The 12,378-nt window shown below is 48.2% G+C and carries 13 protein-coding genes and 1 pseudogene; 3 read left to right on the plus strand and 11 right to left on the minus strand.

What is annotated here, in order from left to right; genetic code table 11:
- Nucleotides 1–2: 2 nt before the first annotated feature.
- From recO to rpoE, 9 genes are read right to left on the minus strand one after another with little or no spacing between them, the layout of a single operon-like run.
- On the minus strand, nucleotides 3–710 hold the full coding sequence (recO, locus tag PRUB_RS15940; protein ID WP_010382301.1) for a DNA repair protein RecO: 708 nt from the start codon (nucleotides 708–710) through the stop codon (nucleotides 3–5).
- The gene (gene era, locus PRUB_RS15945; RefSeq protein ID WP_010382303.1) at nucleotides 711–1,613 is read right to left on the minus strand and encodes a GTPase Era; all 903 of its coding nucleotides are present in this window, start codon (nucleotides 1,611–1,613) and stop codon (nucleotides 711–713) included.
- Entirely contained in the window at nucleotides 1,603–2,280 is a 678-nt protein-coding gene (gene rnc / locus PRUB_RS15950) for a ribonuclease III (RefSeq protein WP_010382304.1), read from the minus strand. Before rnc ends, era begins: the two co-directional genes overlap by 11 nt.
- Before the next feature lies 1 nt (nucleotide 2,281).
- A complete protein-coding gene (gene lepB, locus PRUB_RS15955; protein ID WP_010382306.1) occupies nucleotides 2,282–3,217 on the minus strand; it encodes a signal peptidase I in 936 nt (311 codons plus the stop codon).
- An 11-nt stretch (nucleotides 3,218–3,228) separates the two neighbouring features.
- A complete protein-coding gene (lepA, locus tag PRUB_RS15960; RefSeq protein WP_010382307.1) occupies nucleotides 3,229–5,016 on the minus strand; it encodes a translation elongation factor 4 in 1,788 nt (595 codons plus the stop codon).
- 58 nt (nucleotides 5,017–5,074) lie between these two features.
- Nucleotides 5,075–5,533 carry a SoxR reducing system RseC family protein gene (locus PRUB_RS15965; protein WP_010382310.1) on the minus strand — a complete coding sequence of 153 codons (459 nt, stop codon included), beginning with the start codon at nucleotides 5,531–5,533 and terminating at the stop codon, nucleotides 5,075–5,077.
- Nucleotides 5,530–6,483: a MucB/RseB C-terminal domain-containing protein gene (locus tag PRUB_RS15970; RefSeq protein ID WP_010382311.1), complete on the minus strand. Its 954-nt coding sequence runs from the start codon at nucleotides 6,481–6,483 to the stop codon at nucleotides 5,530–5,532. The genes PRUB_RS15965 and PRUB_RS15970 overlap by 4 nt, the downstream gene beginning before the upstream one ends.
- The gene (locus tag PRUB_RS15975) at nucleotides 6,484–7,083 is read right to left on the minus strand and encodes a sigma-E factor negative regulatory protein (protein ID WP_010382314.1); all 600 of its coding nucleotides are present in this window, start codon (nucleotides 7,081–7,083) and stop codon (nucleotides 6,484–6,486) included.
- Nucleotides 7,080–7,664 carry an RNA polymerase sigma factor RpoE gene (rpoE, locus tag PRUB_RS15980; protein ID WP_010382316.1) on the minus strand — a complete coding sequence of 195 codons (585 nt, stop codon included), beginning with the start codon at nucleotides 7,662–7,664 and terminating at the stop codon, nucleotides 7,080–7,082. Before rpoE ends, PRUB_RS15975 begins: the two co-directional genes overlap by 4 nt.
- 258 nt (nucleotides 7,665–7,922) lie before the next feature.
- Between rpoE and nadB (PRUB_RS15985) the strand changes: the two genes are divergently transcribed.
- The gene (gene nadB, locus PRUB_RS15985; protein WP_010382317.1) at nucleotides 7,923–9,542 is read left to right on the plus strand and encodes an L-aspartate oxidase; all 1,620 of its coding nucleotides are present in this window, start codon (nucleotides 7,923–7,925) and stop codon (nucleotides 9,540–9,542) included.
- A 49-nt stretch (nucleotides 9,543–9,591) separates the two neighbouring features.
- Nucleotides 9,592–10,620: pseudogene (gene nadB / locus PRUB_RS15990) on the plus strand (L-aspartate oxidase); the annotation flags it as partial.
- A 35-nt stretch (nucleotides 10,621–10,655) separates the two neighbouring features.
- On the opposite strand, the gene PRUB_RS15995 reads toward nadB (PRUB_RS15990), so the two are convergent.
- Together PRUB_RS15995 and PRUB_RS16000 are read right to left on the minus strand one after the other, a co-directional pair.
- Nucleotides 10,656–11,006, minus strand: coding sequence for a protein YgfX (locus tag PRUB_RS15995; protein ID WP_339327536.1), 351 nt, complete (start codon nucleotides 11,004–11,006; stop codon nucleotides 10,656–10,658).
- A gap of 40 nt (nucleotides 11,007–11,046) precedes the next feature.
- A complete protein-coding gene (locus PRUB_RS16000) occupies nucleotides 11,047–11,298 on the minus strand; it encodes an FAD assembly factor SdhE (protein ID WP_010382320.1) in 252 nt (83 codons plus the stop codon).
- Nucleotides 11,299–11,459: 161 nt separating this feature from the next.
- Here PRUB_RS16000 and ygfZ point away from each other — a divergent pair, with 161 nt between their 5' ends.
- Nucleotides 11,460–12,377 (plus strand): CAF17-like 4Fe-4S cluster assembly/insertion protein YgfZ, encoded by a 918-nt coding sequence (gene ygfZ / locus PRUB_RS16005; RefSeq protein WP_010382322.1) that lies wholly within the window; start codon nucleotides 11,460–11,462, stop codon nucleotides 12,375–12,377.
- The last annotated feature ends 1 nt before the right edge of the window (nucleotide 12,378 follow it).

Below are 12,378 nucleotides of genomic sequence, written 5' to 3' on the forward strand. Positions count from 1 at the left end.
TATTACCTTGGTTGAAATAGCTCTCTGCTTTTCAGCGGTTTATGGCCAAGTAACGGCCTGAGTAAATATCTGCTTAAGCCCTTCGCCTGACGCCTGACCTGCTCATCAGTAAAGTCATGCTGAGCGATCTGTTGAAGCACCCGGCCCAAAAAGCCGATGTGTCTGTCATCTGTTCTGATAAATCCCAGCTCTCGGGTATATTGATAGTAGGCAGTCTCACTAATTGCCTCGCCATCGGCATCACAGTCAAATTCAACCCCGAATCCCAGTTGCTCCAGTAACTGAAACTCAAAGCTACGCAATGTCAGTTCAAATTGGTGCTTACTGGCACTGTCGACCAGGCTATGAAGCTGTAATAAGTGCTGATGGTAGAGTGAGAAAATCGACTCCAGCGGTTCATTCACTGGAATAACCCGTGCACTGAGTTCATTGAGGTAGAAACCACAATACAATACCTGTCCTTTTAAAGCCAAAGGCTGAGTATGTAGCTCAATGTCGTTAAGGTATTTTAAATCGTGTCGGCCGCTGTAGCGAACCAGCAACAGGCTGAAGGGTTGTAGATGTGCATTATGTCTGAGCGCCTGACGCCCTTTAATACGGGCCAGCATCATTAGCTGACCCACCCCTTCGACCAGCATATTGAGCATCACCTGAGAGTCGCTATGCGGTCGGCGATGCAGCAAATAAGCCTGTCGAAAGTCATTGTTCAATTAGTCTTCCCCGTAGCCAAGACTACGCAGTGCCCTCTCATCATCTGCCCAGCCAGACTTCACTTTTACCCAGCACTCGAGGAATACTTTGTTATCCAGCATTTCTTCCAAGTCGCGACGTGCCTCACGGCCAATGACTTTGAGTTTTTCACCCTTGTTGCCAATCACCATGCGCTTTTGCGACTCGCGTTCCACCAGAATAAGTGCGTTGATCTGCCATACACCATTATCAAGCCATTTAAACTGCTCAATTTCAACCGTGACCGAATACGGCAGTTCATCACCCATAAAGCGCATTAGTTTCTCACGCACAATTTCGGCAGCCAAGAATCGCATTGAGCGATCCGTGACATAATCATCCGGGAAGAAAAACTCACATGTAGGCAGGTGCTTATGTACTTCCGCTTTAACCATATCGACATTGCGGTTTTGCTTGGCCGAAATCGGGATGATGCCCACGAAGTCACCTTGCTCAGATAACCACTGCAAGTGTGGCATCAAAGCTTCGCTTTTGTCTTTAACCTGATCACTTTTATTGATCACCACCAAAACAGGTCGGCCGCTGGCTTTAACTTTGCTCAGCACCATTTCGTCATCTTTGGTCCACAAGGTGCCTTCAACAACGAAAATTACGAGCTCAACGTCACCAATCGAGCTAGACGCCGCTCGGTTCATCAGGCGGTTAATGGCACGCTTTTCTTCGCTATGCAAGCCGGGAGTATCAACATACACCGCCTGATAGTTATCCTCAGTATGGATCCCCATGATGCGATGTCGAGTAGTTTGCGGTTTACGCGAAGTGATACTGACTTTTTGTTCAACCAGCTTGTTTAATAACGTTGATTTACCAACGTTGGGTCGCCCGACAATCGCGACCATGCCACAATGGGTATTAGGAGTCATTCTTTAAAATCTTTAGTGCTTTTTCAGCGGCCTTTTGCTCAGCCTTACGACGAGAGCTGCCTACTGAGATAATACTTTCCATCCCTTCCACAATGCATTCAACCGTAAAGGTCTGATTGTGCGCTTGTCCCTTAGTGTCAATTACAGTATAACCGGGTAGCGGTAACTTGCGTGCTTGCAGGTATTCCTGCAACAAAGTTTTCGGGTCTTTCTGGTTATGTCCTGGAGAGATTGCCGCCAAACGCGAGTCATACCACTTTAATACCAACGTCTTACAGGTCTCGATGTCTGAGTCTAAAAACACCGCGCCAATAATCGCTTCAACTGCGTCTGCCAGAGTTGACTCACGACGATAACCACCGCTTTTCAACTCACCCGGACCCAATCTGAGGTAATCACCCAAACCAAACTCAACACCAAACTCTGCCAGCGTCTGCCCTCGTACAAGCGTTGAACGCATCCGGCTAAGATCGCCTTCTCGCGCTTTAGGAAACTGCTTATACAGCGCATTTGCAATAACAAAGCTTAGAATCGAATCGCCCAAAAATTCCAGACGTTCGTTATGCTGACCCTTATGGCTACGATGTGTCATAGCCTGCTCAAGCAGGCTTTGATCTGTGAATTCGTAACCGATTTTCTTATATAATTCTGTGACGTTTTTTTTCATGCTACTGAATATTACCTAGGCGTTCAAACCGAACTCCTGTTGGAACCCAGGAAGGCAAAACGCTGTCCTGGCCATTTTCAAAATCAAAACTCATCCAAATAAATACCGCTTTACCAACCAGGTTTTCTTTGGGTACAAATCCCCACATACGGCTGTCCTGACTGTTATTGCGGTTATCACCCATTGCAAAATAGCTTCCCTCAGGGACTACCCACTCATCACGGCGCGTGCCAGGTTGCTGATAATAACGTTCTGTCAGCTCTGGCAATTGCGGCGTCACTAATACGTCGTGCGTCACGTTAGGCAAACTTTCAGTCAAACGAACCATTTGCATCGCGCCTTGTTTAAACTCGTCGCGATTAACAATGTCCAAATTGATCTTGTTGAATTCACCACACGCCAGGCCGTCTCGTTGTTGTTCACCATCGTTACACCGAGGCTTGATGTATAACTGACGATCACGGTACACAATGCGATCGCCCGGCAAACCAATGATGCGCTTAATAAAATCAATGCGCTCATCCAGCGGGAACTTAAACACCGCGATGTCACCTCGCTGAGGATCATCTACTTCAACCAATTGGCTGCGCCAGACCGGATCTTTGATGCCATAAGCATACTTTTGCACCAGGATAAAATCACCATCTAACAGCGTCGGCATCATAGAGCCTGACGGGATCTGGAAAGGTTCAAAAATAAACGAGCGAAACACTGTAATCGCCGCAATCATAGGGAATATTGATTTGGCGCTTTCAGTGATGGCAGGCACTGGTGCTATCTGCTCAATTGTTTCTTCATCGAGCGGCTGCTCAGACGCGCCTTGAGCTAATGCGATTCGCTCTTTACGCTTGGGCGCATACAACAAGTGATCGATTAACCAAATCAAGCCCGAACCGAGCGTCAATAACACCAAAAATACTGAAAAATAACCTGCCATAATAATTCCTGTTACTTACCTACTTTAAGAATCGCCAGGAAAGCATCCTGTGGCACTTCAACATTGCCCAGTTGCTTCATGCGTTTCTTACCTTCTTTTTGCTTTTGCAGTAGTTTCTTCTTACGACTGACGTCACCACCATAACACTTCGCGATGACGTTTTTACGTAACTGTTTCACAGTGGTTCGTGCAATCACATGGTTGCCGATTGCAGCCTGAATAGCAATATCAAACATCTGACGCGGGATCAGCTCACGCAGTGCGTCGGCCAACTGACGTCCACGACCTTGAGAGTTCTCACGGTGTGCAATAATCGCCAGAGCATCAACCCGATCACCATTGATCAGAATGTCTACACGGACCATGTCAGACGTCTGGAAACGCTTAAAGTTGTAGTCAAGAGAAGCAAACCCTCGGCTGGTCGACTTAAGCTTATCAAAGAAGTCCATGACCACTTCAGCCATTGGCAATTCGTAGGTCACGGCAACCTGCTTACCGTGGTAGCTCATTTTGGTCTGTACGCCACGCTTTTCAACACACAGAGTAATGACGTTACCCAGGTATTCCTGCGGCACCAGAATATTCGCTTCTACAATCGGCTCGCGGATTTCGATGATGTCGTTCACAGGTGGCAAGTCTGATGGGTTATCAATCTGGATCACCCCATCTTTTGTTTCTACTTCGTAAACAACCGTAGGTGCCGTCGTGATGAGGTCCATGTCATATTCACGTTCAAGACGTTCCTGAATAATCTCCATGTGAAGCATGCCAAGGAAGCCACAACGGAAACCAAAACCCAGTGCAGTTGAGTTCTCAGGCTCGAAGAACAAAGACGCGTCATTCAGGCTCAGCTTATTCAGTGCATCACGGAAGTTTTCATAGTCATCAGACGAAATAGGGAACATACCTGCATAGACCTGAGGTTTAACTCGCTTAAAGCCAGGTAAACGCTCCTCAGCAGGTTCCTTAGTCAGGGTAATTGTATCCCCCACCGGAGCACCATGGATGTCTTTAATACCGGCAATCACGAAGCCTACTTCACCCGTTTTCAGGACACCCGTTTCGGTTTGTTTTGGTGTGAAAATACCGACTTTATCAGCAATGTGCGTCTGATCTGTCGACATAATCTTAATCTTGTCACCACGGCGTAACTCACCGTGCTTAATACGTACCAATGACACAACGCCCTGGTAAGAGTCAAACCAGGAGTCGATGATCAATGCCTGCAGAGGCTGCTCTGGCTCACCCTCGGGTGGCGGTACGTCACGTACGATCATTTCCAGTACCTCATCGATACCGATACCGGTTTTCGCACTACACTGTACCGCTTCAAGCGCTTCAATACCGACGATTTCTTCAATCTCTTCAGCAACACGCAATGGATCAGCCTGCGGCAAGTCGATTTTATTCAACACCGGCAGCACTTCAAGGTCCATTTCAATCGCGGTATAACAGTTCGCCAGAGTCTGAGCTTCAACACCCTGACCGGCATCAACAACCAACAAGGCGCCTTCACAGGCTGCCAGTGAACGGGATACTTCGTAACTGAAGTCTACGTGTCCCGGCGTATCGATAAAGTTGAGCTGATACGTCTCGCCGTCATTGGCCTTATAATTTAACGTTACGCTCTGCGCTTTAATGGTGATCCCACGCTCTCGCTCAAGGTCCATCGAATCCAGCACCTGCTGCTGCATCTCGCGATCTGTTAAGCCGCCGCATACCTGGATTAAGCGGTCCGAAAGGGTCGATTTCCCGTGATCGATGTGGGCAATAATTGAAAAGTTACGGATGTGCTTCATATACTGGATTCTAAACTTCTGTTTTTCACAAATAGAGATTAAACGCCGATTTTACAATTTATTTGGCGCAATCACCATCTATTTGCGTTAGGGGAAGGCTAATTGGATAAATTTTTATCACTTTGATGTCGTGACGCAGTGCTTTTGTGCGCTGTTTTGCGATTTGGAAGCCAACCAGGCCACCCAATACGGCAGCCAGTATTTGCCAGGGCTCAGCCGCTTGCAAAAAAAGGTGTGTCATAAACATGGCTGCAAACGCCATTGCCAGCGGCAGCAGGTAAACCCACAAGGCATTTTCGACTACTTTGCTGTCATCCAGCGTCAGGGTCATTTTTTGCCCAACCTGAACTGGCTCCTCACAGGCAATGGGTAAGGCTTTCTTATGGCTGCCAAACAGCTTGCTAAAAATCTGTGAGCCGCATTTACCGTTGCAACCCGCACATGCCGGTTTTTCCTCAGCAACAAGCCAGACGGTCCCAGGCTCGACACGTGACACTGTGAGTGTTTGCTCTATCATAATGGTCGCGTTACCGACTCTGCAATTGCTTTGGCCGTCATCGTGGGGATTTTGCCAACCACGGACACATCAAACGCACCAGAATTATGAACATAAACCGTGGTTGCGCCAGAGCTGAGCGCACCACTGGCTCTTTGTCCCGACAAAGGCCTCTGCACAAACACAGAGAACTCAACAAGCCCGTCAGAAAACAAAAAGTAATCCGCCAGTTCATTATTTAAATCAAGCTTATGGCGATCTGATTTGAGCAGTTTAAAGCCTTCAGGCAGCCAGCCAATACGCCAGTTATTTTGCAATTTCTGGGTGTTTTCTGTCTCTGCCAGAGAAGCCAGAGGCATTGGAAAGTCTTTGCTGCTCAGCTCTATCAAAGGCGGTGCAGGTTGCTCCGTCACGCTGATGTGAGTGAGCTGTAATTGTTCCAGCACTTCACCTTGCTGTGTCACATACGCAGCTTTAAGCAATAACGCAGACTGAATATCGATCCACAACCAATAGTTATATTTGTGTTCATCTTTAGAAACCAGACGAACGAGTTGTGCAGCCCGGTCGGCGATACGCTCTTTACCACCGAGCACAAAATCGTAGCTGTTGGACAGACTACCTATTTCGCCAAACAAAATTTCAGGAATAGGACCCGCAATGGCGTCCGTTTCTATAGAGTAAGGTTGAGTTTGCGGTTCAAAGTAAGTGACTTTATTGTCGACGCGCACCACTTCCAGACCTGCACCATTTTGTCGGCTAAGAATTTCCAGTTCGCTGTCTTCCACTTTACCATGGAGCCAGCGATAGGGTTCCATACCTTTACCTTTTACCACCACAAATGATGCATCAAAGTTACGCTCCTGAATAGCAGAAGACATATCTGTGAGCAGCTGTTTTGCATTAATGATATCGCTGGCAACAACCTGGGCACTCAGGCCCACTCCCAGTAGTAACGCAAGCCACTTCATCTACTTTTTTTGTTCCTCTTTCTCTTCCTGTGCTTGTTGAGTCAACGCATGTGCCATTCTGGACTGGCGCTGATGCTCTAACACCAGTGCACCAATACGTTGCTGTTGTAACTCTCGTAAACCTTTTTCCGCACTTTCTAGTGCAGGCTCCGACGAGAGGCTCACTGGCGACACGGACCCGGTAACTGGGGTCGATTGTAACACAGGAAAATCACCGTTGGCTTGTTCCTGAGGTGTATAATTACTAACGCCCAGCACAGCAACTAACGAAACACTTGCAGCGATCGCGACTTGTGCCAGAGGCCTACGCCAATTTGATAACGCAACGACGTTGTCTTCCTGACGCACTTTTTGCGGCTCTTGCTGTGGAGCCTGTTCGCCATAAGTAACCTCATCAGCTAGCGCATCAGCCATGCTGGCTGTGATATCTATGCAAGGTGCCTGATTTTGCTGGCTACGCATTGCATCACCTATCAGCGCGTAACGGGCAAACTTGTCTGCATCGAACTGTGCCTGACTGGCGTTATCCAGTGCCTGTTCGGCATCAAAAATACTGGATGTTACTTGCCCGTCTTTGACATTAAAGTTTGATTGCGTCATCTACTATTACCTATGAGTGGGTTAATATTATTGTCAATGGCCTCACGTGCCCGAAAAATCCTCGACCTGACCGTGCCTACCGGACAATCCATCACAACGGCGATTTCTTCATAGCTCATGCCCTCGATCTCGCGTAACGTGATCGCAGTTTTAAGATCATCAGGTAATGATTCAATGGTTTTGAAAATTACCGCTTTGATCTCATCGCTTAGCAATAAGCTCTCCGGAGATGCATTTGACCTTAATTGCTCTGCACCGTCATAAAACTCTGCTTCTTCAGCATCAACATCATTGGCAGGCGGCTTACGCCCCTGTGCCACCAGATAGTTCTTCGAGCAGTTAACCGCTATTCGGTACAGCCAGGTGTAAAACGCACTGTCGCCCCGAAAATTGGGTAAAGCCCGATATGCCTTAATGAAGGCCTCTTGTGCTACATCGGCCACGTCGCCCGAATTGGATACGTAGCGCGAGATCAATGCTGCAACTTTGTTCTGATATTTGGCAACCAACAAATTGAACGCATTTTTATCTCCTTGCTGAACACGCCGAACTATCTCTAAATCTAAATCCTGCTCGCTCATTCGAGCCGGTACTCCTCTTTGTTATTACTTGTTTTTCACACACATTGTCGCGCATTGTTGCCATCTTTTACAGCTACTCTGACTAAGTGCTGAATAAAAAGTTCTGTTTTTTTGATATTTTTTTTAAAATACCCCGTATTGTCACGTCATAAACGTATTCGGTGTTGGATATGTCAGCTAGCAGCCTTACTGGGCTAAGCATAGCAGAATTATCAAAACACGCAGAATAACAGGTTTAATTAGCTAAGACCCACTAACATGAAAGAACAAGTTCAACACCAAACAGATGTCATTATCGTCGGCAGCGGCGCAGCCGGATTAAGCCTGGCCTTATCGCTTGCAAACACATGCCGCGTCACGGTGCTCAGTAAAGGCGAACTGCGCGAAGGCTCAACTCTGTACGCACAAGGTGGCATAGCTGCGGTGTTTGATAAGAAGAATGACAGCATAGAATCACACGTTGATGACACGTTGGCCGCCGGTGCCGGCCTCTGTGACAGAGAAGCGGTACATTACACAGCCAGCAATGCCAAGCAATGCCTCAAGTGGTTAATTGAGCAAGGCGTACCGTTTGATATGGAGTTTGACAGTAAAGGACGGGAGCGTTTTCACCTTACCCGAGAAGGAGGACACAGTCACCGCCGTATATTGCATGCCGCCGATGCTACCGGCAAAGCAGTGCAATCGACTTTGATTGAGCGTGTTCAGGAACATCCGAATATTCTGCTACTAGAACAATACAACGCCATCGACTTGATCTCCCAGAGCACCTCAGATCAAAAGGTCGTTCATGGCTTGTACGTCTACAACCGCCGTGCCAACCGAGTCGAAACGGTCACTGCTAAATTTGTTGCCCTGGCAACAGGTGGCGCGAGTAAAGTGTATCTTTATACTTCTAACCCGGATGTATCCAGTGGTGATGGTATCGCGATGGCGTGGCGTGCCGGCTGTCGTGTGGCAAACATGGAATTCAATCAGTTTCACCCAACCAGCCTGTACCACCCCGAGCTTCAGAATTTTCTGATCACTGAAGCCATGCGAGGCGAAGGCGCTTTGCTGAGACGCCCGGATGGCACACGCTTTATGCCAGATTTTGATGATCGGGAAGAGTTAGCACCCCGTGATGTTGTCGCTCGCGCTATCGACTACGAGATGAAGCGTCTGGGTGCCAATTGTGTCTATCTGGATATTTCTCATAAAGACAAAGACTTCATCATAGAACATTTCCCGACTATCTATGCGAAATGCCTGAGTGTCGGCCTGGATATCACCAAAGAACCGATCCCGGTCGTCCCTGCGGCACATTATACCTGTGGTGGCGTCATGACAGACTTTAACGGTCTGACCGACATCAGCAATTTATACGCCATAGGCGAAGTGGCCTATACCGGGCTTCACGGTGCCAACCGCATGGCAAGTAATTCGCTACTCGAGTGTATTGTATTTGCGCATGCTGCGGCCAAAGACATCCTCGCAAAATTAGACACTCAGCCGCTTCCGCCTGAGTTACCTGAATGGGATGAAAGCCAGGTCAATGATTCAGATGAAGAAGTCGTGATCACCCACAACTGGCACGAGCTCAGATTATTTATGTGGGACTATGTCGGCATTGTACGCTCAACCAAGCGACTAGAGCGGGCACTTCGCCGGGTTGAGTTATTGCAACAGGAAATTCAGGAGTATTACTCTCACTTCAGGGTAAGCAATAACCTGCTAGAACTGCGTAATCTGGTACAGGTGGCTGAACTGATCATTCGCAGCGCGCTGGCCAGAAAGGAAAGCCGAGGGTTGCACTATACGCTGGACTTTCCGGACAGTGCTGAAACCACAGAGCCGACAGTGCTCAGCTCAGACGCGCCAAAACGCCAGTCTGATTGAGTAAATTACACTCCTCCGCTTAACCTGGAGAAGCCTCATACCATCGAAAATTGCCCTGGCAACAGGTGGCGCGAGTAAAGTGTATCTTTATACTTCTAACCCGGATGTATCCAGTGGTGATGGTATCGCGATGGCGTGGCGTGCCGGCTGTCGTGTGGCAAACATGGAATTCAATCAGTTTCACCCAACCAGCCTGTACCACCCCGAGCTTCAGAATTTTCTGATCACTGAAGCCATGCGAGGCGAAGGCGCTTTGCTGAGACGCCCGGATGGCACACGCTTTATGCCAGATTTTGATGATCGGGAAGAGTTAGCACCCCGTGATGTTGTCGCTCGCGCTATCGACTACGAGATGAAGCGTCTGGGTGCCAATTGTGTCTATCTGGATATTTCTCATAAAGACAAAGACTTCATCATAGAACATTTCCCGACTATCTATGCGAAATGCCTGAGTGTCGGCCTGGATATCACCAAAGAACCGATCCCGGTCGTCCCTGCGGCACATTATACCTGTGGTGGCGTCATGACAGACTTTAACGGTCTGACCGACATCAGCAATTTATACGCCATAGGCGAAGTGGCCTATACCGGGCTTCACGGTGCCAACCGCATGGCAAGTAATTCGCTACTCGAGTGTATTGTATTTGCGCATGCTGCGGCCAAAGACATCCTCGCAAAATTAGACACTCAGCCGCTTCCGCCTGAGTTACCTGAATGGGATGAAAGCCAGGTCAATGATTCAGATGAAGAAGTCGTGATCACCCACAACTGGCACGAGCTCAGATTATTTATGTGGGACTATGTCGGCATTGTACGCTCAACCAAGCGACTAGAGCGGGCACTTCGCCGGGTTGAGTTATTGCAACAGGAAATTCAGGAGTATTACTCTCACTTCAGGGTAAGCAATAACCTGCTAGAACTGCGTAATCTGGTACAGGTGGCTGAACTGATCATTCGCAGCGCGCTGGCCAGAAAGGAAAGCCGAGGGTTGCACTATACGCTGGACTTTCCGGACAGTGCTGAAACCACAGAGCCGACAGTGCTCAGCTCAGACGCGCCAAAACGCCAGTCTGATTGAGTAAATTACACTCCTCCGCTTAACCTGGAGAAGCCTCATACCATCGAAAATACCTGGCGGCATAATTGTCGCCAGTGTTCTTCTTGCATAGCGTGACGCATAATCCCGATATGCCGGGTTCCTTTATCTGTTTGCACAGTTAGTAACAGCGAATAATGAAAATATAGGCGCGCAGACTTGAGTTGCCCCTGCCAACGCTGCTGTCCGGCAGACACAATGAGTGTGCCTTGCTCTGGTAACATACCCAGTTGCCCTGACAAAACGAAATAGTGTTTCATCCTGTGTCTGGCAAAGCGATACCCCAAAAAGCACGTTGCCAAATGCCACCACCAAAGTGTTGGCGTCACGATAAGCAACGCTGACATCAGGCAACAAAAAAAGACCACAATAATTTTGTGGTCAGGTGTATTTTGCTGGAAATAAAAACTAAGCGCGGACCCGGTCAAGAACAAACTTTACCATAGTGTCCAGCTCAGGATATGGACACGCTTCATGGCCCATAAACCAGGCAAATAAATCGGGGTCTTCTACTTCCAGTAAACGTTGAAACACCAACTTATCCTGCTCAGATAACTGGTCGTACGCTTCATCAACGAAAGGCTCCAGCAAAATATCCAACTCCAGCATGCCACGGCGACATGCCCATTTTGTACGAGCCTTTGAATACAACTCAGCCATAATTTCCACATACCCTTAAATTTTATTGTGTCACCGTGATTATAACGTATCCTGCGGTGCGCGTTAACTGTGTGAAGAAACAATAATCGCGCCCTTCGCGCCTATCTCAGTCGCAAGATTTGCGGTAATATTAGGTAAATTCTTCAACAAGGATCAATAAGATGGCACAAGCAAATGCATATCCTCTTAGTTTACAATTGATCTCTGTAAGCGGCGCCGATAAGTTAAGTTACCTGCATGGCCAGGTCACCCAGGATCTTAATCTGCTAACGGATGATAACTTCCTTTGGGCCGGGCATTGCAGCCCGAAAGGTAAATTGTGGGCGACCCTCAGGCTCAGTAAATTAAACGATGCCTATCTGCTGCTCGGGTCTCAGGCCGAGACCGACGCTTCCTGCCGGGAGCTCAAAAAATATGGCGTATTTGCCAAGGTTGATATTGAAATAACGCATCATCAGGTGCTGGGCATACTGACGGATGACCTACCCCAAACGTGCGATCTGTTGGGGCTCAGCTTTGCTCAAGATGCCAACGCCTGTACATTTGGTGATAATAACAAAGCGCTGAAATTGGATGACCAGCGCCTTTTACTCATTGTCGAGCATGGCTACACACTGCCACAGGGTGTTGCGCTTCACACTGACCCAACACCGTTTGACAGTGCCACAATCCTGGCTGGAGAACCACAACTTGGTGAAACCAGTGTCGATGAATACGTGCCTCAAATGGTAAACCTACAGGCGCTGGGTGCGATCAGCTTCAAGAAAGGCTGCTATACTGGTCAGGAGACGGTGGCCCGGATGCGTTATTTGGGTAAAAATAAACGTGCGCTTTATATCGTAAAGGGCCAGGCCAGCGCGCATCCTCAGGAATCAGAGCTTGAAGTCCAACTGGAAGGCGACAACTGGCGCCGGGCAGGCAAAGTGATCCACCAGGCCTACGACAGCGCCAGTCAGGACTATTATGCACTGGCCGTGATGGCCAACGATTTGACTGATTCAGCAGTTTTGCGTTGCAAAACGCACCCGGAAGTTGAGCTGGCTATTCAGCCACTTCCCTACTCTTTAGAAGACAATTAAG

Source organism: Pseudoalteromonas rubra, from assembly GCF_000238295.3.
GTDB classification, from domain to species: domain Bacteria; phylum Pseudomonadota; class Gammaproteobacteria; order Enterobacterales; family Alteromonadaceae; genus Pseudoalteromonas; species Pseudoalteromonas rubra.

Bases quoted from the DNA above. Each gene is read 5' to 3' on its own strand.
- era (WP_010382303.1), bottom strand. From the start codon at position 1,613: ATGACTCCTAATACCCATTGTGGCATGGTCGCGATTGTCGGGCGACCC.
- rnc (WP_010382304.1), bottom strand. From the start codon at position 2,280: ATGAAAAAAAACGTCACAGAATTATATAAGAAAATCGGTTACGAATTC.
- lepB (WP_010382306.1), bottom strand. From the start codon at position 3,217: ATGGCAGGTTATTTTTCAGTATTTTTGGTGTTATTGACGCTCGGTTCG.
- lepA (WP_010382307.1), bottom strand. From the start codon at position 5,016: ATGAAGCACATCCGTAACTTTTCAATTATTGCCCACATCGATCACGGG.
- PRUB_RS15965 (WP_010382310.1), bottom strand. From the start codon at position 5,533: ATGATAGAGCAAACACTCACAGTGTCACGTGTCGAGCCTGGGACCGTC.
- PRUB_RS15970 (WP_010382311.1), bottom strand. From the start codon at position 6,483: ATGAAGTGGCTTGCGTTACTACTGGGAGTGGGCCTGAGTGCCCAGGTT.
- PRUB_RS15975 (WP_010382314.1), bottom strand. From the start codon at position 7,083: ATGACGCAATCAAACTTTAATGTCAAAGACGGGCAAGTAACATCCAGT.
- rpoE (WP_010382316.1), bottom strand. From the start codon at position 7,664: ATGAGCGAGCAGGATTTAGATTTAGAGATAGTTCGGCGTGTTCAGCAA.
- nadB (WP_010382317.1), top strand. From the start codon at position 7,923: ATGAAAGAACAAGTTCAACACCAAACAGATGTCATTATCGTCGGCAGC.
- PRUB_RS16000 (WP_010382320.1), bottom strand. From the start codon at position 11,298: ATGGCTGAGTTGTATTCAAAGGCTCGTACAAAATGGGCATGTCGCCGT.
- ygfZ (WP_010382322.1), top strand. From the start codon at position 11,460: ATGGCACAAGCAAATGCATATCCTCTTAGTTTACAATTGATCTCTGTA.